We start from the raw sequence: 23,056 nt of genomic DNA on the forward strand, positions 1-23,056 counted from the left end.
TGCTTGACCGCCGCAGGGTGACATTCCGATAAGACCCGCGATTGATCAACGGCATGCGGCGAAAAGGCGAGAGAGGCCGGCGGCCGCCAAGGAGCTACGGGGCATGAGCGAAGGCGTCGAACGCGAATCCATGGAGTACGACGTCGTCATCGTCGGCGCCGGCCCGTCGGGCCTGGCCGCGGCGATCCGTCTGAAGCAGCTGGCTCAGGCGGCCGGGACGGAAGTCTCCGTGGCCGTGCTCGAAAAGGGCTCGGAGGTCGGCGCGCATATCCTGTCCGGCGCGGTCATCGACCCGATCGCCCTGAACGAGCTGATCCCGGACTGGAAGGCGCAGGGCGCGCCGCTGGAGACCCCGGTCGCCCAGGACATCTTCATGATGCTGGGCCCGCAGGGCAGCCTGAGCCTGCCGATGGCCCTGATGCCGGGGCTGATGCACAACCACGGCAACTACATCGCCAGCCTGGGCAACGTCTGCCGCTGGCTGGGACAGCAGGCCGAGGCGCTGGGCGTCGAGATCTATCCGGGCATGGCGGTCTCCGACCTGGTCATGACGCCGGAAGGCGGGGTGAAGGGCGTGGTCGCCGGGGTGTTCGGCCTCGACAAGGACGGCCAGCCGGGCCCCGATTACCAGCCGGGCATGGAGCTGCACGGCAAGTACGTCTTCATCGGCGAAGGCGTGCGCGGCTCGCTGGCCAAGGTGCTGAAGGACAAGTTCGGCCTGTGCGCCAACAGCGATCCGGAGAAGTTCGGCATCGGCCTGAAGGAGCTCTGGCAGGTGCCCGACGAGGTGTTCAAGCCCGGCCTGGTGCAACACACGACTGGCTGGCCGCTCGACGACAAGACCGGCGGCGGCAGTTTCCTCTACCACTTCGGCGACAACTACGTGGCCATCGGCTTCGTGGTGCACCTCAACTACAAGAACCCCTGGCTGTCGCCGTTCGACGAGTTCCAGCGCTTCAAGCACCACCCCGAGGTCGCTAAGCACCTCGCCGGCGGCAAGCGCATCTCCTACGGCGCGCGCGCCATCTCCGAGGGCGGCCTGCAGTCGATCCCGCAGATGTACTTCCCCGGCGGCGTGTTGCTCGGCGACAGCGCCGGCCTGGTCAACGTCCCGCGGATCAAGGGCAGCCACAACGCCATGAAGAGCGGCATGCTGGCGGCGGAATCCGCCTTCGCCGCCATCCAGGCGGGCCGCGCCGGCGACGAGCTCACGGAATACGCCGACGCCTTCAACCGCTCGTGGATCCGCAAGGAGTTGCACACGGTCCGCAACGCCAAGCCGCTGCTGTCGAAGTTCGGCACCGCGGTGGGCGGGGCGGTCAGCATGTTCGAGATGTGGACCACCAGCCTGCTCGGCGGCTTCTCCTTCTTCGGCACGATGCACCATGGCAAGTCGGACGCGGCGTCGACCGGCCTGGCCAAGGATTACCAGCCGATCGTCTATCCGAAGCCCGACGGCGTGCTGAGCTTCGACAAGCTGTCGTCGGTGTTCCTGTCGAACACCAACCACGACGAAAACCAGCCGGCGCACCTGAAGCTGAAGGACCCAACCGTCCCGGTGGGCGTCAACCTGCCGAAGTACGGCGAGCCGGCGCGCCTCTATTGCCCGGCCGGCGTTTACGAGGTGCTGTACGACGAAGCCGGACAGAACCCGCGGTTCCAGATCAATTTCCAGAACTGCGTGCATTGTAAGACTTGCGACATCAAGGATCCGTCGCAGAACATCAACTGGACCACGCCGCAGGGCGGGGACGGGCCGAACTACCCGAACATGTGATGGGGCTGCGCGCTTGCCGTAGCGCGTCGCACCCGAGAAGGTCATCGCCATGCGCCGATCGCTCCTGCTCTTCGTCAGCCCGCTGGTCCTCCTCGGAGGCTGCGCGGGGGTTGCGAGGGGCCCGCAGCAGGCGGAGGCGGCGCCGCCCCCTGCGGAATCCGCCTACGGCATGTTCCTGGCGGGGCAGGGGGCGCTGAACGACGGCCGCAGTCAGGAAGCCGCGCGCTTCTTCGACGCGGCGCGCGGCCAGCCCGGGGCCGACCAGGTGATCTCCGAGAAGGCGTTCACCGCGGCCCTGCTGGCCGGGGACATTCCGCGCGCCGCCACGCTCGCGCCGACCGGCGACGAGGCTTCCGAGGCGGCGAAGCGGCTGGGCGCGCTGGTGCGCGGCGTCGAGGCCATGGCCGAGGACCAGGGCAAGGTCGCGGTCGCCGAACTCACCTCCGAGTCGATCGCTTTTCCGCACAAATCGGCGGCGGCGCTGCTCGCCCCGTGGGCGGCGGCGCAGGCCGGCGACCTCGAGGGCTCGCTGGCCCGGCCGCAGGTGCGCGGCGACAAGCTGGTCGACTATTTCGGCGGCATCGGCCGCGGCCTGCTGTTCGAGCGCGCCAAGCGCTACGACGAGGCCGAGACCGACCTGAAGGCGGCCGCCGCGGGCGAGACGCCGAGCGAGATCGCCGTTCTGGCCTACGGCGGCTTCCTCGAACGCCGCGGCCGGCGGCTCGAAGCCGTCGCGCTCTATACCGCCGCGCTCGGCGACGGCCAAAGCGAGGCGGTGGCCGTCGCCAAGGCCCGCGCCGCCGCCGGCAAGGCGGCGCCCGCCGCGCCGACCCTGCGCGAGGGCGCGGCCCAGGCCATGCTCGCGCCGACCGTGACCATGATCGCGGCGAAGCAGCACCAGATCGCGCTGGCCTACCTGCGGCTGCTGCTGCGGCTCGACCCGAAGCGTGACGAAGCCTGGGTGATGGTCGGCGACATCATGCAGGCCGGCGGCGACACGGACTCGGCGCGGCAGGCCTACGCCCGGCCGCGCCCCGGCTCGCCGGAATATATCGACGCCCAGGGCAAGCTCGCCTGGACCTACGAGCAGGCCGACGACCACGTCACCGCGCTGCGCATCGCCCAGGCCGCCGCCAGTTCCGGCGCTGCCGACGCGCGGTTGACCCTGGCCGACCTGCTGCGGGCCAACGAGCGCTACGCCGAATCGGTCACGCTGATGGACGAGCTGATCAAGGAAGCGCCGGCGCCCGACTGGCGGCTCTATTTCGGTCGCGCGGTGTCGCTCGAGAAGCTCGGCCGCTGGAGCGAGGCGGAGACGGATCTCCAGGCCGCGCTGAAGCTCCGGCCCGAGGAGCCGGAGTTGCTGAACTATCTCGGCTATTCCTGGATCGACCGCGGCGTGCGCCTGCCGGAGGCGCTGGCGATGGTCGAGAAGGCGGTGGCCGCCAACCCGCGCTCCGGGGCGATGGTCGATTCCCTCGGCTGGGCCTATTTCCGGCTCGGCGACTACAAGCAGGCGGTCGAGAAGCTCGAGCAGGCGGTCGAGCTGGAGGCCGGCGACCCGGAGGTGAACGACCACCTCGGCGACGCCTACTGGAAGGTCGGCCGGCGGGACGAGGCGCTGTTCCAGTGGCGCCGGGTGCTGACCCTCAAGCCGGACGACAAGATCCGCCTGCGAGCCCAGGCGAAGCTCGCCTCGCCGCTCGGGCCGGAGGGACCCTCGGCGCTGCTGGCGGGCGACTAGCCCGTGGCGGACACCGCCTACGCGCCGGCGAAGGTCAACCTCTTCCTCCACGTCGGCGCGCCGGGCGCGGACGGCTACCATCCGCTCTGCAGCCTGATGGTCTTCGCCGACGTCGGCGACCGGATCACCGTGCATGACGCCGACGCGCTCGGGCTGAAGGTGCGCGGGCCGTTCGCGGACGCCGCGCCGGCGAGCGCCGACAACCTGGTGCTGCGCGCGGCGCGCGCGCTGCTGGCCAGGTCCGCCGGGCCGACGCCGCCGGTCGGGCTGATCCTGGACAAGGTGCTGCCGGTCGCCGCGGGCCTCGGCGGCGGCTCCAGCGACGCCGGGGCGGCCTTGCGGCTGCTGCGCGCGGCGCTCGGCGCGCCGCTCGACGACGCCGCCCTGGAGGCGGTGGCTGCGGAGCTTGGCGCGGACGGCGCGGCCTGTCTGTGGGGCCGGCCGGTGCTGGCCGAGGGGCGCGGCGAACGCCTGTCGGCGGCGCCGGTGCTGCCGGTGCTGGACGCGGTGCTGGTCAATCCGCGCACCCCGGTCTCGACCCCGGCGGTCTATCGCCAGCTCGACGCGAGCGGCCGCTTCGGCGACGTCGCGCCGCCGCGGATGCCGACGGCGTTCGAGAGCGCCGCCGAACTGGCGGGCTGGCTCGCCACCCAGCGCAACGACCTGGAGGCGCCGGCGATCGCCGTCGAGCCGGAGGTCGGCGCGGTGCTCGACACCCTGGCCGGCGAGCGCGAGGCGCTGCTGGCGCGGGTCTCGGGCTCCGGCGGGACCTGCTTTGCGCTGTGCGCCAGCGACATCGAGGCCGAGGGCCTGGCCGAGCGGCTGGAGGCCATGGCCCCCCACTGGTGGGTCCGGCGCTGCCGCCTGGGCGGGCCCTGGCCGGACGCGGGGTAGGGCGCTTCACACGCCGCTCATCCCGGCGAAGGCCGGGACCCAGCTGACGGGCTCCGAGGAGCTCGGAAAACCGCTCGCGCGTGGACCACCAAACGCTCAAGCCGAATCTGGGTCCCGGCCTTCGCCGGGATGAGCGGGATTGGTTCCTCCAAACGAAAACGGGGGCCCCGAAGGGCCCCCGTTCCGCGTGCCGGCCCGAGGGCCGGCTGGCGCGTCCATTTAGGTGTGGTAGGCGCGTTCGCCGTGCTCGACGATGTCGAGACCTTCTTCCTCGGCGTCCGCGCTGGCCCGCAGGCCGATCGCGTACTTGATGATGAGGAAGACGATCAGGCTGGCCACCGCCGACCAGCCGATGCTGACCAGCACGCCCTTGAACTGGGCGAGGAACTGGGTGGCCATCGAGTAGGCCGCGGTGTCGCAGGTCGCGATGTCCCCGTCGGCCGCGCAGGTCGTGTAGTCGACGATCCCGGCGCCGCCCCAGGCGGGGTTGACCAGCAGGCCGGTGGCGAGCGCGCCGACGATGCCGCCGATGCCGTGGATGCCGAAGGCGTCCAGGCTGTCGTCGTACTTCAGCGCGTTCTTGATGATCGAGCAGAAGATCACGCAGATCGGGCTGACGATCAGGCCGAGGATCAGCGCGCCGACCGGGCCGGCGAAGCCGGCGGCCGGGGTGACGGCGACGAGACCGGCGACCAGACCCGAAGCCAGGCCCAGCATGCTGGCCTTCTTACGGGTCACCCACTCGGTGACGACCCACGACAGGCCCGCGCCGGCGGTGGCGACGAAGGTGTTCATCATGGCCAGCGCGGCGTAGCCGTTGGCTTCCAGGTTCGAACCGGCGTTGAAGCCGAACCAGCCCACCCACAGGAGGCCGGCGCCGACCGCGGTCAGCGTCAGCGAGTGGGGCGGCATGGCTTCGGTCTTGTAGCCCTTGCGCGGTCCGAGGATCAGGCAGCCGACGAGAGCGGCGATACCCGCGTTGATGTGGACGACGGTGCCGCCGGCGAAGTCGATCGCGCCGAAGCCCCAGATCAGACCCGCACGCACCGGATCGGTGGGCGCGCCAGCGATCGCGTCCGGACCCGGCCACCACCAGACCATGTGGGCCAGCGGATAGTAGGACAGCAGCGGCCAGAGCACGGCGAAGACCACCACGGCGGCGAACTTCATGCGCTCGGCGACACCGCCCAGGACCAGGGCCGCGGTGATGGCGGCGAACGTCATCTGGAAGCAGATGAACGCCAGCTCGGGGATCACCACGCCGGTCGAGAAGGTGGCGACGTTGCTGGCGGGCGTAACGTCCTTGAGGAACAGTCGCCCGAAGCCGCCGACGAACTTGTCGAGACCGCCGCCGTCGGTGAAGGCGAGGCTGTAGCCCCACAGGATCCAGGCGATCATGCCGATGACGGCCACGGTCGAGACCTGCATCAGCATCGACAGCATGTTCTTCTGGCGGACGAGACCGCCGTAGAACAGCGCCAGGCCAGGCAGGATCATCAGCAGCACGAGCAGGCTCGACACCAGCATCCAGCTGACGTCGCCCTTGTCCGGCTGCGGCGCTGCGGCGGGCGCAGCTTCCACGGCCGCGACAGGCGCGGAGGCGGCGGCGACCGGCGATTCCGCCGGGACCGCGGGTGCGGCGACCTCAGCCGCCGCGGCGACCGGGGCGGCGTCTTGGGCGAGGGCCGGGGCGAGCGGCGCGAACGCCATCCCCGCGGCGAGCGCAACGCCCGCGAACCCCTTCAATCCGATGAGCTTCATTTCTTTTTCTTTTCCCTCTTAGAGCGCGGCCGCGCCGGTTTCGCCGGTCCGGATGCGCACCGCCTCTTCGACGTTCAGGACGAAGATCTTGCCGTCACCGATCTTGCCGGTGCCGGCCGCCTGCTTGATCGCGTCCACGGTCTTGGCCACGGCGGTGTCTTCGACCACCACCTCGAGCTTCACCTTGGGCAGGAAGTTCACTTGGTATTCCGCCCCCCGATAGATCTCGGTCTGGCCCTTTTGCCGGCCATACCCCTTGACCTCCGAGACCGTCAGACCCTCGACGCCGGCCGCGACGAGCGCTTCGCGCACGTCGTCCAGCTTGAAGGGTTTGACGACCGCCATGATCAGTTTCATCGCTCGCTCCCGCGTGACCCCCGGGGAGGTCCGCCCCTCGTTGTTGAAGTGCGCCGTACCCCCACGCTCAGCACGAGGCGCGACGGCTGGCTGACGCTAGCGGTGCGTCGGGGCAAACCCGGCCCCGACGGGCAGATTGCGGCCGCAACTAGGTCGCTACTGCCGATTTCCTGTGCAATGGAATCTCAGATAGCGCGGTTATTGTGCAGAATGGCGCTCCAGGCGGCCAAGCTGAAAGCGACTCTGTGCTGCAGCTTCCTGGTCACGAGGCCGTGAGCGGGGAACCCGCAAGCTGCGCGGGCGTAGTGAGCGCGAAGCTTCAGAGGCGCGGCGACGGCGCGTGGGCCGCGCGAGGATATGGAGCAGCTGCGCGCCAAAGGCCGCACACCGACGGGACGACGAGGACACGACCCAGCGGCCAGGGGTCGAGAGGGCGGGGGCAGGCAGAAGCCAACCCAAACCAAGGAGAGAGCCGAATGAAGATGACCTATTTTCTGAGCGCCCTGGCGGCGTCCGGCCTGATCGCCGGCGCGGCCTACGCCCAGGCCAGTTCGACGAGCGACCAGCCCAGCGATTCCAGCGCGGGCGCCTCTTCGAGCAGCATGCCGAGCGACAGCAGCAGCAGCGGCAGCATGTCGAGCTCGCCGTCGACCTCCAGCTCGGATAGCAGCACGACGGCGCCGAGCGCGACGACGTCGGGTTCTGACGCCAGCGCGACGTCGGCCAGCGATGCGGGGCAGAACGCCAGCGCCACGAGCCAGGTCGCCAGCATGAGCCCGATCCCCGACACGCGGGAAAACCGCGAGCAATTCGGCGGGCCGAACTCGGCGGCCGGCCGGCGGACGGCGCCGAAGGGCAACTAAGCCCAAACCTCAGCCGCCCGAGCCTTCGGCGCGGCTTGAAGCGAAGGTCGGCGGGCCCTATGGTCCGCCGACTTTTTTTGCGCCTGCGAAACCGTCCCAATTCATGTCTGAAAAGCCGCTTTCGTTTCAGGGCCTGTTCCTGAAACTCCATGACTATTGGAGCCGCCAAGGCTGCACCATCGTGCAGGCCTACGACGTCGAGGTCGGGGCTGGCACCCTGAACCCGATGACGGTGCTGCGGGCGCTCGGGCCCAAGCCCTGGCGGGTGGCCTACGTCCAGCCGTCCCGGCGGCCGGCCGACGGCCGCTATGGCGAGAACCCAAACCGGCTGCACCAGCATCACCAGTATCAGGTGATCCTGAAGCCCAATCCGCCGAACCTGCAGGAGCTCTATCTCGGCTCGCTGGAGGCGATCGGCATCGACCCGATGGTCCACGACATCCGCTTCGTCGAGGACGACTGGGAGAACCCGACGGTCGGCGCCTGGGGCCTCGGCTGGGAGGTCTGGTGCGACGGGATGGAGATCACCCAGTACACCTACTTCCAGCAGGTGGGCGGGCTCGACGTGTTCCCGGTGGCCGGCGAGCTGACCTATGGGCTCGAGCGGCTGGCGCTCTATCTGCAGAACAAAGAGAGCGTCTACGAGCTGCAGTACAACGACGAGTTCACCTACGGCGACATCTTCCTGGCCAACGAGCAACAGTTCTCGGCCTTCGAGCTGGAAGTCGCCGACGTCGCCACATTCCAGCGCCAGTTCCAGGACATGGAACGCGAGGTGCCGCGGATCCTGCAAAGCCGCGGCCGCCAGGGCCAGCAGCTGGTGCTGCCGGCTTACGACCACGTGCTGAAGGCGAGCCACCTGTTCAATATCATGGACGCCCGCGGAGCGATCGCCGTGGCCGAGCGCCAGAGCTACATCGGCCGCATCCGCGACCTCTGTAAGATGTGCGCCGAAGCCTGGGTCGCCCAGCAAGGCGAGGCGGCCTGACCCATGCCCCAGCTTCTTCTCGAACTTCAGTCCGAAGAAATTCCCGCGCGCATGCAGGCCCAGGCCGCGCGCGACCTCGAACGCATGGTGCGCGAGGCGCTGTCGAAAGAAGGCTTCCTGCCGGAGGCGCTGAAGACTTTCGCCGGGCCGCGTCGCCTGACCCTGGTCGCCGAGGGGCTGCCGCCGGCCCAGGCCGAGCGCCATGAGGATCGTAAAGGCCCGCGCGTCGGCGCGCCTGACCAGGCGATCGAGGGCTTCCTGCGCTCGACCGGCCTGAGCCGCGAGCAACTGATCGAACGCGACGGCGTCTACTTCGCCCATCTGCACAAGCCCGGCCGGCCGACGCCGGAGATCGTCGCCGAGATCGTCGAGGCGACGGTCCGCAGCTTCCCCTGGCCGAAGTCGATGGTCTCCGGGACCAGCAAGCTGCGCTGGGTGCGGCCGCTGAAGCGCATCCTCTGCGTGTTCGACGGCGAGGTCGTGCCGTTCGCGATCGAGGGGATCGAAAGCGGCGACGTCACCGAGGGCCACCGCTTCATGGGCTCGCGCGAGCCGTTCCGGGCGCGCGACTTCGACCAGTACCAGGACGGCCTCGCTCGCAACTTCGTGGTCCTCGATCCGGAGGAGCGCAAGGAGCGGATCATGGACGCCGCACGCACCCTCTGCTTCGCGCGCAACTTCGAGCTGGTCGAGGACGAGGGGCTGCTGGACGAGGTCGCCGGCCTCGCCGAATGGCCGACGCCGGTGATGGGCGACATGGATCCCGACTTCCTGGATCTGCCGCCGGAGGTGATCCGCACCTCGATGCGGGTGCACCAGCGCTATTTCGCCGTGCGCGACCCGAACACCGGCTTCCTGGTTCCGCACTTCGTCACCGTCGCCAACATCGAGGCGACCGACGGCGGCGTGACCATCTCCAAGGGCAACGCCAAGGTGCTCGCGGCGCGGCTCTCCGACGCCCGCTTCTTCTGGAACGAAGACCTCAAGACCCCGCTGGAAGACCGGCTGGAGAAGCTGAAGGGCGTCACCTTCCACGCCAAGCTCGGCACTATGTACGAGCGGGTCGAGCGGATCGCGGCGCTTGCCGCGACGCTCGCGCCGTTCGTGCAGGAAGGCCCGGCGACCAAGGCCAAGGCGGCCCAGGCCGCGCGCCTGGCCAAGGCCGACCTGGTGTCCGGCATGGTCGGCGAGTTCCCCGAACTGCAGGGGATCATGGGCGCCTACTATGCGGAGAAGGAAGGTCTCGACCCCGAGATCGTCGACGCCATCCGCCAGCACTATCGCCCGCAGGGGCCGGCCGACGCAATTCCGGAGCAGCCGGTCGCCGTGACTGTGGCGCTCGCCGACAAGCTCGACACCCTGGTCAGCTTCTTCGCCATCGACGAGAAGCCGACCGGCTCGAAGGATCCGTTCGCGCTGCGCCGCGCGGCGCTGGGGGTGATCCGCATCCTGCTGCAGAGCCGCACGCGCCTGCCGCTGAGGACCGTCGCCTCGCCGGACCTGCTGGCCTTCTTCGCCGACCGGCTGAAGGTGCTGCTGCGCGAGCAGGGCCAGCGCCACGACCTGGTGGATGCGGTGTTCGCCCTGGGCGACGACGACCTGGTGCGGATCGTCAGCCGCGTCGACCATCTCGACCGCTTCCTCGGCTCCGAGGACGGCAAGAACCTGCTGGCCGGCTACAAGCGCGCGGTCAACATCCTCAAAGCCGAGGAAAAGAAGGGCGCGCTGCCGAGCGGCGCGCCGGTCGATATGGCCAGCGCGCCGGTCGAGGAGCGCGAGCTCATCAACATGGCCGGACACGTGCAGATCGAGGTCGAAAAAGCGCTCGACCGTGAGGATTTCGAGGGCGCCATGCGCGAACTCGCCAATCTTCGCGCGCCGGTCGACGCCTTCTTCGACAAGGTGCTGGTGAACTCCGATATTCCAGAAGAGCGCGACAACCGCTTGCGGCTTCTGGTGAAGGTTCGTGACGCGATGGGTCGCGTGGCGGACTTCTCGCAAGTGACCGGTTAAGTAAGGGGACCACGCAACATGGTGGCCGACACGATGGTGAAGACGCGTTGGGTCTATGCCTTCGGGGGCGGCGGCGCTGACGGCGACGCCTCCATGAAGAACTTGCTGGGAGGGAAGGGCGCCAACCTCGCCGAGATGTCGGCGCTGGGCCTGCCCGTGCCGCCAGGATTCACCATCACGACCGAGGCGTGCGTCCACTACTACGCCAACGGCCGGAGCTATCCGGACGACCTGCAGGCGCAGGTGGCGAAGGGCCTCACCCGCGTCGAAGAGCTGACCGGCAAGACGTTCGGCGACCCGGCCAATCCGCTGCTGGTGTCGGTGCGTTCCGGCGCGCGCGCCTCGATGCCCGGGATGATGGACACCGTCCTCAACCTCGGCCTCAACGACCAGACCGTCGAGGGCCTGGCCCAGCTGTCCGGGGACCGGCGCTTCGCCTTCGATTCCTATCGCCGCTTCATCCAGATGTTCTCGAACGTAGTGCTCGGCCTCGACCACCACATGTTCGAGGAGATCCTCGACGACCATAAGGACCGGCTCGACATCCAGGTCGACACCGGCCTGTCCGCCGACGACTGGGAAGCGGTGGTCGCCGACTACAAGGCCGCGGTCGCGCGCGAGAGCGGCCAGCCGTTCCCGCAGGACGCCAACGACCAGCTGTGGGGCGCCGTCGGCGCCGTCTTCGCCAGCTGGATGAACGACCGGGCGAAGTTCTACCGCCGCATGCACGACATCCCGGAAAGCTGGGGCACGGCGGTGAACATCCAGTCGATGGTGTTCGGCAATATGGGCGACAGCTCGGCGACGGGCGTGGCCTTCACCCGCAATCCGTCGACCGGCGAGAACCGCCTCTATGGCGAGTTCCTTATCAACGCCCAGGGCGAGGACGTCGTCGCCGGCATCCGCACCCCACAGGCGCTGACCAAGATCGCCCGCGAAGAGATGGGCGACCGCCAGCCGTCGATGGAAGAGGCCCTGCCGGAGGTCTTCGTCCAGTTCAAAGCCGTCGTGGAGAAGCTCGAGAAGCACTACCGCGACATGCAGGACATCGAGTTCACCGTCGAGCAGGGGCGCCTCTACATGCTCCAGACTCGCAACGGCAAGCGCACCGCCAAGGCGGCGCTGAAGGTCGCCGTCGATCTCGCGTCCGAAGGCCTGATCACCAAGGAAGAAGCGGTGATGCGGGTCGAGCCGGCGTCGCTCGACCAGCTGCTGCACCCGACCATCGACCCGGCGAGCCCGCGCGAGGTGATCGCCGTCGGCCTGCCGGCTTCGCCCGGCGCGGCCACCGGCAAGGTGGTGTTCACCGCCGAGGAGGCCGAACGGCTGGGCGGCGGCATCGGCGAAGCGGTGATCCTGGTCCGTGAAGAGACCTCGCCTGAGGACATCCGCGGCATGGACGCCGCCCGCGGCGTGGTCACCGCCCGCGGCGGCATGACCAGCCACGCGGCGGTGGTCGCCCGCGGCATGGGCCGGCCGTGCGTCTCCGGCGCCGGCGAGATCCACATCGACGGCAAGGCCGGCGAGTTCCACGCCCGCGGCAAGACCATCCGGGCCGGCGACATCGTCACCATCGACGGCTCGACGGGCGAAGTGCTGCAGGGCCAGGTGAAGATGATCGAGCCGGAGCTGTCCGGCGACTTCGCCACCCTGATGGGCTGGGCCGACACCGTGCGCCGGCTGAAGGTGCGCGCCAACGCCGAGACCGCGCTCGACGCCAAGACCGCCCGGCAGTTCGGCGCCGAGGGCATCGGCCTGTGCCGCACCGAGCACATGTTCTTCGATCCCGACCGGATCGCCGCCGTGCGCGAGATGATCCTGGCCGACGACGAGGCCGGCCGCCGTGCGGCGCTGGCCAAGATCCTGCCGATGCAGCGCAAGGACTTCGTCGACCTGTTCGGCATCATGGAAGGCCTGCCGGTCACCATCCGCCTGCTCGACCCGCCGCTGCACGAGTTCCTGCCGCATACGGAAGAGGACGTGGTCGCGGTCGCCGCCGCCACCGGCCTCGACGCCGCCAAGCTGATGCGGCGGGCCCAGGAGCTGCACGAGGTGAACCCGATGCTGGGCCACCGCGGCTGCCGCCTCGGCGTCTCCTATCCGGAGATCTACGAGATGCAGGTCCGCGCCATCATCGAGGCCGCCTGCGATATCGTCGCCCAGGGCAAGCCGGCGCCGATCCCGGAGATCATGCACCCGCTGGTCGCCAAGGGCGAGGAGATGAAGTTCCTCAAGGAGCTCACCGACCGCACCGCCAAGGCGGTGATCGCCGAGAAGGGCCAGCCGATCGACTACAAGGTCGGCACCATGGTCGAGCTGCCGCGCGCGGCGCTGCGGGCCGGCGACCTGGCTGAGAACGCCGAGTTCTTCTCGTTCGGCACCAACGACCTGACCCAGACCACCTTCGGCATCAGCCGTGACGACTCCGGCCGGTTCCTCAACGCCTACATCGACAAGGGCATCTTCGAGAAGGATCCCTTCGTCAGCCTCGACCAGGAGGGCGTCGGCGACCTGATCCGCATCGCCGCGGAGCGCGGCCGCGCCGCGCGGCCGGACGTCAAGCTCGGCATCTGCGGCGAGCACGGCGGCGACCCGGCGTCGATCCAGTTCTGCGAGGCCATCGGCCTGGATTACGTCAGCTGCTCGGCCTACCGCGTGCCGATCGCCCGCCTCGCAGCCGCCCAGGCGGCCATCGGCGAGCGCGAAAAGGACCGCTAGGCGGTCGGGCTCCGGCCCGCGCCATTTCGAAACGGAAGTGCGTCGGCGCGACGAGTTCGCGCCGACGTTTTCGTTTGGCGGGACATCCACCGCAGATGAACTGGAGCTGAACCGCATCACAGCTGTGGCGTAGAGGACACACGCTCACGCGGGCTCGGCCGAACCGGCGAACCGGACGCTTTGTCGCCGCGTTTGAGGCCGAACTGAAACCCGGCTGGGGGCCGTTGTTCAGTTCGCGTTGGAGTAAAACAAAATGAAGTCTCTCATCGCCGCTACCTCGCTTGCTGTCGTCGCTTTTGCGGCTCCGGCTATGGCGCAAGACGTCGCTTCTGTTGCGCCGCACGTTTACGGAAACATCGGTTATGCGAACGTCGGTCCGGGCGCCGCTAACCTGGACACGCTCCAGGGCCGTGTCGGCTATCGCTTGAACAACTGGTTCGGCGTCGAAGGTGAACTTGGCGTCGGTCTCGGCAGCGACAAGACCGATCTCGGCGCTGGCCTCGAGGCCAAGACCAAGCTGAAGCACCAGGAAGCGCTCTACGGCGTGGGCTTCCTGCCGGTGTCGCCGCAGTTCGACATCGTCGGCCGCGTCGGCTACGGCAACACCAAGCTGAAGACCACGATCGCCGACGTGTCGGATTCCGATGACGTGCAGTCGTGGAACTTCGGCGTCGGCGGCCAGTATCACGTCGACGCGCAGAACGGCATCCGCGCCGACTACACCCGTCATGAGTATCAAGGCGGCGACGGCCACGCCGACGTCTGGTCGATCGGCTACAATCGCCAGTTCTAAGCGCGCCTGACGCAAGACGCGGAAGCCCTCCCGGCGACGGGAGGGCTTTTGCGTGGCCGAACGCCCCCTCAGTCCGCTTCGCGGACAGCTCCCCCGCTTCGCAGGGGAGCAGCGGCGACACGCTCCTCCACCGCGCAGTGGGGGAGGTGGATCGCGCCGCAGGCGCGAGACGGAGGGGGCGTTCTGACGCCCCTAGTCCCGCACCATCAGCGGGAGCGACAGCCCCAGCACCGGCCGGGCGCGCAGCTGCTCGCGGCGGAAGCGGAACAGTTCGGCGGGGCGGCCGCCGGTGTCGGTCTCCAGCCGGCCCAGGCCCTCGACCAGCTCGGCCCGTTCCAGCGCGCGGCGGAAGTTCTGCTTGTGCAGCGGCGCGCCGAGGATCGCCTCCACCGCCCGCTGTAGGGCCGAAAGGGTGAAGGCCTCGGGCATCAGTTCGAACACCACCGGCCGGTACTTCAGCTTGCCGCGCAGCCGCGACAGCGCGGTCGCCAGGATCCGCCGGTGGTCGGAGATCATCGGCTCGCCGAGCGCCGCCAGCAGCCGCTCGGGCTGCTCCAGCGGCCGCTCACCGCGGTCACGGGCAGCCTCATGGACCAGGCCGGCCTCGTAGAGCAGCTCGTAGCGCTCCAGCACCCGTTCTTCGTTCCAGAGCGCGCCGTCGAGGGCGAACAGGTGGCCGGCGCGCGACAGCCGCTGAGCGTCGCCGTCGGCCCAGCGGCGCAGCGCGTCCTCGATCGCCGCCAGCGCTCCCGGCCGGCCGTCGCGCCAGTCCTCCCACGGAAAGAAGCGCGACCAGGACTGCCAGTCGGAGACCGGCGAGTGGCCTTCCAGCGCCGCAGGGGCCAGCGCCAGGTAGCCGACCGAGATCACCCGCGTGCCACCGTCGCCGGCGCCTTCGCCCATGTCCGCCAGCGGCGCGTCGCGGCCCTTGTCGCCAAAGGTGTAGAGCTGCTCGACATAGCCGAGGTTGAACCGGGTCTGCTCGGTCACGAAGGCGCGCAGCGCCAGCTCGAAGGTGCGATGCCCGGCCGGGTCGAACGGACCGAACGGCAGGCCCGGCAGGTCCTGTCCGCGCGGCCGCACGGTCAGCACCATGGCTTCGCCGTCGCGGATCGCGACGACCACGGCGGAGAGTCCGATGACCACCGAGCTCGGCACGGCTACTCCGTCTCGAACGCCGCGGGGGAGGGGGAATAGCCGGCCGCCTCGGACAGCCGATGGAAGCGCTGCACGTAGCGCGCCTGGGCGATCGCCGCGGGCCAGGGTTCGATGGCCAGGGCGTAGCCCTCGGGCGGCGCGCCGAAGATCTCCAGCGCCTCGGCCGGGCTGAAGCCGGCCAGCTGGGTGGCTTCGAAGTAGGCGCAGGCGCGGTCGGCCTGCTTGATCAGCTTCTTGATCGCCGCCGGGGCCTTGGCCGGCAGGCCGAAGCGAATGTGGATGGCGCTCTCCAGCCGGTCCTCGAAGGTGCGGTAGTCGACCCCGAGCGCGGCCTTGAACGGCGAGATCATGTCGCCGATCACGTACTCCGAGGCGTCGTGCAGCAGCGCGCTGAGCCGCCAGCGCGGTTCGATCTCCGGGCGGACGTGGGCGACGATCTCCTCGACCACGACCGAGTGCTGGGCGACCGAGAAGGCGTGCTCGCCGACGGTCTGGCCGTTCCAACGGGCGACCCGCGCCAGGCCGTGGGCGATGTCCTCGATTTCGATGTCCATCGGCGAGGGATCGAGCAGATCGAGCCGCCGTCCGGACAGCATGCGTTGCCAGGCGCGCGGCGCACTACCGGCTTTACGCAGCCCTTTTGTCACCTGCGCATTCCTTTCACAGCCAAGTCGTCAGTGGAGGATCGCCTGCGAAAGATCAATGCGGGCGGCACGGCCTGAGGTCCAAAGGAAAGAAAACGAAGAGGCATACGATGAGCTGGGCGAGGATCATGGCGCCGCTTTCGGGCGGCAAGGATGACGAGGCGGTGCTCGCCGCAGCGGTGGCGCTCGCCGAGCCGTTCGGCGCGGAGGTCGCCGGAGCTTACACCCCGGCCGACGTGGCGGATCTCATGCCCTGGTTTGGAGAGGGATTCATGGGCGGCGTCCAGGCGACGGCGCTGGAATCGCTCCAGGAGGCGGCCGCGATCGGCGAAGCCCAGGCCAAGTCGGCGATGGACGCGACGTCCTACGCCAAGAAGCGCTTTCTCAGCCTGCAGACGCCGGTCTGGGCGCAATTGTCGGCCGAGGGCCGGCTGTCGGACGTGGTGGTGTTCGCCTCCGAGGCGGCGTGCGGCCGCGGTCCGCTGGCGGAATCCTTCCAGCAGATGGTCGCCGAGGAGCAGCGGCCGGTGCTGGTCGCCCGGCCAAGGCTGAGCGTGACCGGCTGCATCCTGGTCGCCTGGGACGGCGGCAAGGAGGCCTCGCGAGCCGCGCGTCTGGCGACTCCGTTGCTGGAGAAGGCGAGCCGCGTGGTGATCGCCTCGGCACCCAAGGGCGGCGGCCGCACCTGCGATCCGGCGCGATTGCAGGACTACTACGCCCAGCGCGGGCTGAAGACGGAGGTCGAGCTTCTGCCCACCGGCGGCAGCGGCAAGGACGTCGGCCACGCGCTGCTGGAGGCGGCTAGCCGGGTGCAGGCGGCGGTCCTAGTGGCCGGCGCCTTCGGCCATCCACGGCTGCAGGAGTTCATCTTCGGGGGCACGACGCGCACCCTATTGAACTCGGACGGCCCGTCGCTGTTTCTTTCACACTAGCCCAGAAGAGGTGCGACCATGAACCTGTCGCGGATCGTCATGCGGCTTGCCCGCAACCCTGGCACGGAGTTCGCCGGCGGCGACGACCATCGCGGCTACACGCTGACGGCGCCCCTGACGGCGGACGGCCACCTCGATGAGGGCGCCTTCGCCAAGGCGCGCTCCAACTGCAGCGTGCGCCGGTTCGCGCCGGACGAGGACCCCCTCGACGGCCGGCTGAACCGACGCGGCCAGCGCTGGTTCTTCGACTACGACGAGGACGGGACCGCCGACGACGAGCCAGTGCATCGGCTGGGCGAGCACCGCTTTGCGGTCGGCGAATACGTCACCGTGACCGACGAGGACGGCCGGCCGCTGACCTACAAGGTCGTGGAGGTCGTCCAGCGGACGGCGTGAAGGCTGAGATGCTCCCCCTCAGGGGGGGGCTCCGCCAAAGGCGGTGAGGGGGTCGAAGCCCGCGGACTCGGCGGCTGAAACCCCTCCGTCGGCTTTGCCGACACCTCCCCCTGAGGGGGAGGATCTGGGCGCCGCCTACTGCCCGGGCCGCAACGCGCCTTCGCGCCGCGCCAGGAAGGCCAGGCGTTCGAACAGGTGCACGTCCTGCTCGTTCTTCAGCAGGGCGCCGTGCAGTGGCGGGATCAGCTTGGTCGGGTCGTTCTGGCCGAGCGTCTCGCTGTCGATGTCCTCGACCATCAGCAGCTTCAGCCAGTCGAGCAGTTCGGAGGTGGAGGGCTTCTTCTTCAGGCCCGGGACCTTGCGCATGTCGTAGAAGATGCGCAGCGCCTCGCCGACCAGCTTCTGCTTGATGCCCGGATAGTGCACCCCGACGATCTCGTTCATCGTCTCGGCGTCCGGGAAGCTGATGTAGTGGAAGAAGCAGCGGCGCAGGAAGGCGTCCGGCAGGTCCTTCTCGTTGTTCGAGGTGATGATGATGATCGGCCGGACCTTGGCCTTGATGGTCTCGTTGATCTCGTAGACGTAGAACTCCATCCGATCGAGCTCCTGCAGGAGGTCGTTCGGAAACTCGATGTCGGCCTTGTCGATCTCGTCGATCAGCAGCACCGGCCGCACCGGGCTCTCGAAGGCCTCCCAGAGCTTGCCCTTCTTGATGTAGTTGCGGACGTCCTTGACCCGCTCGTCGCCGAGCTGGCTGTCGCGCAGCCGCGAGACGGCGTCGTACTCGTAGAGCCCCTGGACGGCCTTGGTCGTCGACTTGATGTGCCAGGTGAGCAACGGCGCGCCCAGCGCCGCTGCGATCTCCTCGGCCAGCACGGTTTTGCCGGTGCCGGGCTCGCCCTTGATCAACAGCGGGCGCTCGAGCGCGATGGCCGCGTTGACCGCGACCTTGAGGTCCTCGGTGACGACGTAGTTGTCGGTCCCCTCGAAACGCTGACTCATTCCGACTCCCGGGCGGGCCAGCGGGCCCGCGTTCGAACGACTGTTTAGCCGCTGAGACTAAAGGCCGTCGCGCGGGTTTCCAAGCCGGGAGGGACGTGCCGCGCCGGGATCAGCTGCGCCGCTCGTCCGGCCGGGCGCGGGCCTCGCCGTCGCGGATGTCGGAATAGCCCATTCGATTGAGGTCCTCGTCGCCGACGTTCCGGGCCGAGAAGTTGGTGAAGTCGTCCTCGCCGCCGGTGACCTCGTCGCGGTCGCGGACCTCGTCCAGCCCCTCGATGTCGCTGGCGCTCAGTTGATCGTCGTCGAACTCCGCGCCGGGCTCGGCGCCCAGGCCGTCGAGGTCGTCCTCGTGCTCGGCGTCGACCGCCCGGTAGTCCAGCTCGTCCTCGTCCTCGGCGTCGTCGTCGTCGAAGGCGTCCAGTTGGAATTCGTCGGCGTCGAGCGCCAGCCCCTCGTCGGAGTCGCGGTCGCCGCGCCGGCTGGTGACGTCATAGACGTCCGGCATCTCCTCGAAGGTGCGCATGTCCTCGCCAATCGGCAGCGGGGATTCGCCGCCCAACGCGACGTCGCCTTCGCCGCCCACGGTCATGCTCTCGTCGAAGACCTCGGCCTGATCCTGCGAGTCGAAATCCGCGTTGTCGTTTTCGAAACTGGTGCCGGGCATCGGGAACCCTCCTGCCGTCGGCGCTGGCCCGCGCCTTGTCAGCAGTTCAAATCCCCCAGCGCCCGTCCGGTTCACCCGGCGGCGGCCGACCGCGGGATGCGGTCATCCCTCGCGGGCGAATTCGCCGACCGCCTCGGCCACGCGGCTCATCACCGGCCCCCAGTCGCCGAACTCTTCCAGGGCGAAGATCCGCGTCTGCGGATACCAGGGGTAGCGGTCGGTCTGGCCGAGCCGCGGCCAGGCCCCGGGGATGGTGATCAACCAGGAGGGGGCGCCGCAGGCCGCGGCGATGTTGAAGGTGGCGTTGGAGAAGCCGATCACCAAGTCGACCGCGCAGCACAGGGCGGCGACGTCGTCGAGGTCCTGCTTCAGGTCGATCGCTGGCGGCTGCCAGACCTCGACCCCGAACTGCTCCTTGGCGCGGGCGAATTCCGGGGCGCAGTCGCCGTACTGCAGGTTGACGAAGGTCACCCCCGGCTGGCGCAAGGCCTCGCCCCAGGCGTCGAAGCCCGCGAAATAGCGGCGGCGGGCGTCCTTGGTGATGTTGCTCTTCCACAGGATGCCGATCTTGCGGCCGGGCAGGGCGGCGAGCCGCTGGCGCCAGGCCTCGACCTTGACCGGATCGGCGGCGATGTTGGTCGGCCGCGCCGGGAAGTCGTCGACCGACCGGCGATAGGCGCGCAGCAGCGAGCCCATCGGCGTCCAGGTGTCCACTTTCGACAGGTCGACGCTGTCCGGGAGGGTCCGCCCGGGGCGCAGGCCGATCGCGCCGGTGATGTGGGCGCAGACCTCGGCCTGCGGAAAGCCGCGCTGGAACAACTCGACCAGCCGACGCTCGACGGCGATGATCAGCCGCCCGTCCGGGCCCAGGTCCTCGATCACCTGGCCCAGCGTATTGGCGAACAGAATCTCGTCGCCCAGGCCCTGCTCGCCGACCACCAGCAGGGTCTTGCCCTTCAGGTCGACGCCGGGCAGCCAGCGCGGTCCCTTCAGCACGAAATGGGTGACTTCGCTGAAGTGCGGGTGCAGCCGCGCCTCGTATTCGTCCCAGCCCTCGCCCAGGCGGCCGAGGCAGGCGAGCATGGTGGAGCGGGCCATCCGCATCATCTGGCGCTCGTCTTCGGCGCGCACGCCGGTCAGCGCGCTGTCGCAGGCGTCCAGCGCTTCCTGCGGGTGGCCTAGCATCTGCAGGCAGTTGCCGAGGTTGTAGCGGGCCTTGTGGAACTCCGGATCGAGGCGCAGCGCCTCTTCGAGGAACACCTGGCAGGTCGTGTAATCGCCTTGCTCGGCGAGCACCGAGGCCATGGTGTTCCAGAGCATCGCGCTTTGCGGGTGGCGCAGCAGCACCGGCTTGAGGATCTCGATCGCCTCGTCGTAGCGCTGTTGCGCACGCACGGCGCAGGCCAGGTTGTTGACCGCCTCGAGATGGTCGGGGTGCTTGACCAGGAAGTGCCGGAACAGCTTCTCGGCCTGGCTGCGCATGCCCATGCGGTAGGCGAGGCGGCCGAGGTCGTTGGCCACCTCGGCGTGGTCGGGCAGCAGCCGCAGCGCCGATTCGTAGGCGTTGATCGAGGTGGCGAAGTCGCCGGCCTTCTCGCGGGCGATGCCGAGCACATACCAGGCCAGGCCGCTCTGATCGTCCTGCTCGAGCGCCTTCAGCGACCATTCGGTCGCGGTCTTGTGGTCGTCGGCGCGGATCCCGTTCACCGCGCGCTGGATCATCGGCGCGACAGCCAGCGCCTTGATCTCCTTCATCGCGGCGTTCAGCCGGGCGAGCGCGTCCTTCGACCCGGCCTGGCCGAGCTCGTCGGCGAATTCCCGCGTCGCCGGCCCGGCCGGCGCGGCGGCGGCGGCCGCGAGCGCGTGGGCAGACGTCGCGCTTTGCGAGCCGTAACGCGACATGGACTCAATTCCCCCGATCCAACGTCCCTTGGTCGCGCCGGCATGCTTAATCAAAGCTTAATTGCGCCGCCACCTGGGCGGGCAAGAGGTCGTTAACGCTCGGCCGGTAACCGTTGTGAAGTGCGCTCGACTGAAGACAAGGCGACAATGGGTGAGTCGAATCGGATGACGGTTCGCGAGCGTGGAATCGGGAGGCGGGGTTGCCGCTAAAGTTGTCGCTGAAGCCTGGGGAGCGGTTCGTTCTCAACGGCGCGGTCGTGCAGAACGGCGACCGTCGGGGCGTCCTCGTGCTGCAGAACAAGGCCTCCGTCCTTCGCGAGAAGGACATCATGCAGCAAGAGCAGGCCAATACGCCTGCGCGCCGGATCTACTTTCCGGTGATGATGATGTATCTCGATGAGGCCGGCGCCGAGCGTTACTATGATGAATTCGTTCGGCGCATGAGCGAGTTCATGGGGGTGATCCGCAATCCCCCCGTGCTTGCCGACTGTGTCGATGTTTCGAAGTACTGCATGGACCGCGAGTACTACAAAGCGCTCATGCTGTGCCGGAAGCTTATCGAGTACGAAGACGAGAGGTTGGGCAATGTCCCTGCAAGCGTACCAGCAAGCAGCGACCCGGGCTGAAACCCCGCGGGAGACAGAGTACCGCCTCTTCGCCCAGGTCACTCTGGCGCTGATGGATGCGGCCAAGTGCGACCCGTCGGACATCCGCGGTCGCATCGACGCGCTCGATTGGAATCGGCGTGTCTGGTCGGTGCTGGGCACCGCCTGCGGCGACTCGGACAACGCGCTGCCGGAAAGCCTGCGCGCGGCGATCATTTCGCTGAGCATCTGGGTCGGCAAGCACACCAGCGAGGTGATCCGCCGCAAGGAGGAGATCGAGCCGCTGATCGAGGTCAATCGCATGATCATGCAGGGCCTGCGCGGCAATGGCGGACAGGCCGCCGCCGCTTAAAGAAGCCGCCTAAAGAAAAGGCGGGCCGCAGGCCCGCCCGTGACGCCGGCGCTCTGCAGCGGTCGGCGAGAGTCTCCTCGAGCGTCAGTGGTTGCTGTAGGAGGCACACCGCGCCGATCGCGCATCCCTTCACCTAGTCCTGGACGTGGAAAGCCAGCGTGGGCGACGCCGCGGCGTCGCCGCGCTGCTCTTCGCGGCGGCCCCAGTCGCGCCTGGACCGTCCCGGCCAAAAAAAAGCCGCGCCAAGCGGCGCGGCAGTTAAAGGGAGGAAACGCCCAGGAAGGGCAACCCCAATCTGAACGATGCTTAGACTGCAGGCAAGCTAATTTTTGCGCCGCCGCGGGGGCTCGCCACCGGCCTGTCCAGGAGCGCCTTCCGTCGCGCTGGCGCCGGGCAGCATGTGCCGACCGGTAGATGTTAACCATGCCGCGGCGCCGTTCGCGTGGCCGAAGTTTCTTCAAGAACTCAGTATTTTCCGCGTGTTGCGCCGTTTACCATAACTGGCGCCAGGCTTGCGACGCGTGGTCCGGCGCAAAAGCGCTCGCCAGCCGAAGCTGGTCGACCCCTCCAGAATGGATGCGACGCGATGCTGAACAATTCAGTGAACACGAACGTGGGCGCCATGGTGGCGCTTCAGAACCTCAACGCGACCAACAGGGAGCTGTCCGACACTCAGACACGCATCAACACCGGCTTGCGGGTGGCGAGTGCGAAGGACAACGGCGCGATCTGGGCTATCGCTCAGAACCAGAGGGCCACGTCGCAGTCGCTGAATGCCGTAAAGGAGTCGTTGCAGCGCGGTCAGTCCACGGTCGATGTGGCTCTGGCTGCGGGGGAATCCGTTTCGGACCTTCTGCTTCAGATGAAGACGAAGGCCCTGGCGGCGTCCGACACGACTCTGGATACCAACAGCCGCGTCGCGCTCAACGACGACTTCGTGTCGTTGCGCGACCAGATCAGCAAGGCCGTCAACAACGCCGACTTCAACGGCGCGAACATGCTGAAGGGTACGGACCCGACAGACATCAAGGCCCTTGCCAACGGAGACGGGAGCGCCGTGATCACGGTGCTTGCCCAATCGATGGATCTGGGAACCGGCGCGCTGACGGCATTGGACGCTACGGCGACCATTGGCACCCAGACGGCGGCCTACAACATGATCACCACGCTCAACCAGGCGATCATTAATGTTTCGGCTTCGCTGTCGGCGCTCGGCACGGGGTCGAAATCGTTGGCTTCGCACCTGACTTTTATCGCCAAGCTGCAGGACACGGTGGATGGTGGCATCGGTAACCTCGTTGACGCCGACCTGGCTAAGGAAAGCGCCAAGCTCCAGGCGCTGCAGACCAAGCAGCAACTGGGCGTGCAGGCGCTCTCGATCGCCAACCAGGCCCCGAACAGCATCATGTCGCTGTTCCGGAGCTAAATCCCGGTCGCGAACCGGGCGATCTCTCGGGGTCGCCCGGTTCTTTTTTGCCTGCCACTAGGCAAAA

The 23,056-nt window shown here is 68.5% G+C and carries 20 protein-coding genes; 12 read left to right on the plus strand and 8 right to left on the minus strand.

Features of this window, described 5'->3' with window-relative positions; all coding sequences use genetic code 11:
* Nucleotides 1-103 precede the first annotated feature (103 nt).
* The 3 genes from ACSQ14_RS08270 to ACSQ14_RS08280 are packed head-to-tail and all read left to right on the plus strand — an operon-like array spanning nt 104 to nt 4,415.
* Nucleotides 104-1,777 carry an electron transfer flavoprotein-ubiquinone oxidoreductase gene (locus ACSQ14_RS08270; protein WP_436011554.1) on the plus strand — a complete coding sequence of 558 codons (1,674 nt, stop codon included), beginning with the start codon at nt 104-106 and terminating at the stop codon, nt 1,775-1,777.
* A 49-nt stretch (nt 1,778-1,826) separates the two neighbouring features.
* Nucleotides 1,827-3,521 carry a tetratricopeptide repeat protein gene (locus tag ACSQ14_RS08275; protein WP_436011556.1) on the plus strand — a complete coding sequence of 565 codons (1,695 nt, stop codon included), beginning with the start codon at nt 1,827-1,829 and terminating at the stop codon, nt 3,519-3,521.
* A gap of 3 nt (nt 3,522-3,524) precedes the next feature.
* On the plus strand, nt 3,525-4,415 hold the full coding sequence (locus ACSQ14_RS08280) for a 4-(cytidine 5'-diphospho)-2-C-methyl-D-erythritol kinase (protein ID WP_436011558.1): 891 nt from the start codon (nt 3,525-3,527) through the stop codon (nt 4,413-4,415).
* Nucleotides 4,416-4,634: 219 nt separating this feature from the next.
* On the opposite strand, the gene ACSQ14_RS08285 is transcribed toward ACSQ14_RS08280, so the two are convergent.
* The 3 genes from ACSQ14_RS08285 to ACSQ14_RS08295 all read right to left on the minus strand — a co-directional run bounded on the left by ACSQ14_RS08285 (nt 4,635) and on the right by ACSQ14_RS08295 (nt 7,392).
* Nucleotides 4,635-6,176, minus strand: a complete 1,542-nt coding sequence (locus tag ACSQ14_RS08285; RefSeq protein ID WP_436011560.1) for an ammonium transporter — start codon at nt 6,174-6,176, stop codon at nt 4,635-4,637.
* Between the two features lie 18 nt (nt 6,177-6,194).
* On the minus strand, nt 6,195-6,533 hold the full coding sequence (locus ACSQ14_RS08290; protein WP_436011562.1) for a P-II family nitrogen regulator: 339 nt from the start codon (nt 6,531-6,533) through the stop codon (nt 6,195-6,197).
* 535 nt (nt 6,534-7,068) lie between these two features.
* Nucleotides 7,069-7,392: a hypothetical protein gene (locus ACSQ14_RS08295; protein WP_436011564.1), complete on the minus strand. Its 324-nt coding sequence runs from the start codon at nt 7,390-7,392 to the stop codon at nt 7,069-7,071.
* Nucleotides 7,393-7,499: 107 nt separating this feature from the next.
* Between ACSQ14_RS08295 and ACSQ14_RS08300 the strand changes: the two genes are divergently transcribed.
* From ACSQ14_RS08300 to ACSQ14_RS08315, 4 genes are all read left to right on the plus strand, one after another.
* On the plus strand, nt 7,500-8,384 hold the full coding sequence (locus ACSQ14_RS08300) for a glycine--tRNA ligase subunit alpha (protein WP_436011566.1): 885 nt from the start codon (nt 7,500-7,502) through the stop codon (nt 8,382-8,384).
* Between the two features lie 3 nt (nt 8,385-8,387).
* Complete coding sequence (gene glyS, locus ACSQ14_RS08305) at nt 8,388-10,397, plus strand: glycine--tRNA ligase subunit beta (RefSeq protein WP_436011568.1); 2,010 nt, start codon at nt 8,388-8,390, stop codon at nt 10,395-10,397.
* A gap of 18 nt (nt 10,398-10,415) precedes the next feature.
* The gene (ppdK, locus tag ACSQ14_RS08310) at nt 10,416-13,115 is read left to right on the plus strand and encodes a pyruvate, phosphate dikinase (RefSeq protein ID WP_436011570.1); all 2,700 of its coding nucleotides are present in this window, start codon (nt 10,416-10,418) and stop codon (nt 13,113-13,115) included.
* A gap of 253 nt (nt 13,116-13,368) precedes the next feature.
* Nucleotides 13,369-13,908: a porin family protein gene (locus tag ACSQ14_RS08315; RefSeq protein WP_436011572.1), complete on the plus strand. Its 540-nt coding sequence runs from the start codon at nt 13,369-13,371 to the stop codon at nt 13,906-13,908.
* 192 nt (nt 13,909-14,100) lie between these two features.
* Here the strand turns inward: ACSQ14_RS08315 and ACSQ14_RS08320 are convergent, their stop codons facing one another.
* A complete protein-coding gene (locus tag ACSQ14_RS08320) occupies nt 14,101-15,066 on the minus strand; it encodes an NUDIX hydrolase (protein ID WP_436011574.1) in 966 nt (321 codons plus the stop codon).
* Nucleotides 15,067-15,068: 2 nt separating this feature from the next.
* Nucleotides 15,069-15,713, minus strand: a complete 645-nt coding sequence (locus tag ACSQ14_RS08325) for a YfbR-like 5'-deoxynucleotidase (RefSeq protein ID WP_436011576.1) — start codon at nt 15,711-15,713, stop codon at nt 15,069-15,071.
* A 107-nt stretch (nt 15,714-15,820) separates the two neighbouring features.
* On the opposite strand from ACSQ14_RS08325, the gene ACSQ14_RS08330 reads away from it, so the two are divergent.
* Both ACSQ14_RS08330 and ACSQ14_RS08335 read left to right on the plus strand, forming a co-directional pair.
* Entirely contained in the window at nt 15,821-16,642 is an 822-nt protein-coding gene (locus ACSQ14_RS08330; RefSeq protein WP_436011578.1) for a universal stress protein, read from the plus strand.
* Between the two features lie 18 nt (nt 16,643-16,660).
* On the plus strand, nt 16,661-17,038 hold the full coding sequence (locus ACSQ14_RS08335) for a hypothetical protein (protein WP_436011580.1): 378 nt from the start codon (nt 16,661-16,663) through the stop codon (nt 17,036-17,038).
* Nucleotides 17,039-17,173: 135 nt separating this feature from the next.
* Here the strand turns inward: ACSQ14_RS08335 and ACSQ14_RS08340 are convergent, their stop codons facing one another.
* The 3 genes from ACSQ14_RS08340 to ACSQ14_RS08350 form a co-directional block, all read right to left on the minus strand.
* The gene (locus tag ACSQ14_RS08340) at nt 17,174-18,040 is read right to left on the minus strand and encodes an AAA family ATPase (RefSeq protein ID WP_436011582.1); all 867 of its coding nucleotides are present in this window, start codon (nt 18,038-18,040) and stop codon (nt 17,174-17,176) included.
* A 109-nt stretch (nt 18,041-18,149) separates the two neighbouring features.
* Nucleotides 18,150-18,704, minus strand: a complete 555-nt coding sequence (locus ACSQ14_RS08345) for a hypothetical protein (protein WP_436011584.1) — start codon at nt 18,702-18,704, stop codon at nt 18,150-18,152.
* Between the two features lie 102 nt (nt 18,705-18,806).
* The gene (locus tag ACSQ14_RS08350; RefSeq protein ID WP_436011586.1) at nt 18,807-20,606 is read right to left on the minus strand and encodes a tetratricopeptide repeat protein; all 1,800 of its coding nucleotides are present in this window, start codon (nt 20,604-20,606) and stop codon (nt 18,807-18,809) included.
* Between the two features lie 200 nt (nt 20,607-20,806).
* On the opposite strand from ACSQ14_RS08350, the gene flbT reads away from it, so the two are divergent.
* From flbT to ACSQ14_RS08365, 3 genes are all read left to right on the plus strand, one after another.
* Nucleotides 20,807-21,232 (plus strand): flagellar biosynthesis repressor FlbT, encoded by a 426-nt coding sequence (gene flbT, locus ACSQ14_RS08355; RefSeq protein WP_436011588.1) that lies wholly within the window; start codon nt 20,807-20,809, stop codon nt 21,230-21,232.
* Complete coding sequence (flaF, locus tag ACSQ14_RS08360) at nt 21,192-21,563, plus strand: flagellar biosynthesis regulator FlaF (protein ID WP_436011591.1); 372 nt, start codon at nt 21,192-21,194, stop codon at nt 21,561-21,563. Before flbT ends, flaF begins: the two co-directional genes overlap by 41 nt.
* A gap of 586 nt (nt 21,564-22,149) precedes the next feature.
* Nucleotides 22,150-22,989, plus strand: a complete 840-nt coding sequence (locus ACSQ14_RS08365) for a flagellin (RefSeq protein ID WP_436011593.1) — start codon at nt 22,150-22,152, stop codon at nt 22,987-22,989.
* Nucleotides 22,990-23,056 lie beyond the last annotated feature (67 nt).

It is taken from the genome of Phenylobacterium sp. LjRoot219 (assembly GCF_964252995.1).
GTDB lineage: Bacteria > Pseudomonadota > Alphaproteobacteria > Caulobacterales > Caulobacteraceae > Phenylobacterium.

Excerpts from the sequence above, each read along its gene's own strand:
- ACSQ14_RS08270 (WP_436011554.1), top strand. The coding sequence starts at position 104 with ATGAGCGAAGGCGTCGAACGCGAATCCATGGAGTACGACGTCGTCATC.
- ACSQ14_RS08275 (WP_436011556.1), top strand. The coding sequence starts at position 1,827 with ATGCGCCGATCGCTCCTGCTCTTCGTCAGCCCGCTGGTCCTCCTCGGA.
- ACSQ14_RS08285 (WP_436011560.1), bottom strand. The coding sequence starts at position 6,176 with ATGAAGCTCATCGGATTGAAGGGGTTCGCGGGCGTTGCGCTCGCCGCG.
- ACSQ14_RS08290 (WP_436011562.1), bottom strand. The coding sequence starts at position 6,533 with ATGAAACTGATCATGGCGGTCGTCAAACCCTTCAAGCTGGACGACGTG.
- ACSQ14_RS08300 (WP_436011566.1), top strand. The coding sequence starts at position 7,500 with ATGTCTGAAAAGCCGCTTTCGTTTCAGGGCCTGTTCCTGAAACTCCAT.
- glyS (WP_436011568.1), top strand. The coding sequence starts at position 8,388 with ATGCCCCAGCTTCTTCTCGAACTTCAGTCCGAAGAAATTCCCGCGCGC.
- ppdK (WP_436011570.1), top strand. The coding sequence starts at position 10,416 with ATGGTGGCCGACACGATGGTGAAGACGCGTTGGGTCTATGCCTTCGGG.
- ACSQ14_RS08315 (WP_436011572.1), top strand. The coding sequence starts at position 13,369 with ATGAAGTCTCTCATCGCCGCTACCTCGCTTGCTGTCGTCGCTTTTGCG.
- ACSQ14_RS08330 (WP_436011578.1), top strand. The coding sequence starts at position 15,821 with ATGAGCTGGGCGAGGATCATGGCGCCGCTTTCGGGCGGCAAGGATGAC.
- ACSQ14_RS08335 (WP_436011580.1), top strand. The coding sequence starts at position 16,661 with ATGAACCTGTCGCGGATCGTCATGCGGCTTGCCCGCAACCCTGGCACG.
- ACSQ14_RS08340 (WP_436011582.1), bottom strand. The coding sequence starts at position 18,040 with ATGAGTCAGCGTTTCGAGGGGACCGACAACTACGTCGTCACCGAGGAC.
- ACSQ14_RS08345 (WP_436011584.1), bottom strand. The coding sequence starts at position 18,704 with ATGCCCGGCACCAGTTTCGAAAACGACAACGCGGATTTCGACTCGCAG.
- ACSQ14_RS08350 (WP_436011586.1), bottom strand. The coding sequence starts at position 20,606 with ATGTCGCGTTACGGCTCGCAAAGCGCGACGTCTGCCCACGCGCTCGCG.
- flaF (WP_436011591.1), top strand. The coding sequence starts at position 21,192 with ATGTCCCTGCAAGCGTACCAGCAAGCAGCGACCCGGGCTGAAACCCCG.
- ACSQ14_RS08365 (WP_436011593.1), top strand. The coding sequence starts at position 22,150 with ATGCTGAACAATTCAGTGAACACGAACGTGGGCGCCATGGTGGCGCTT.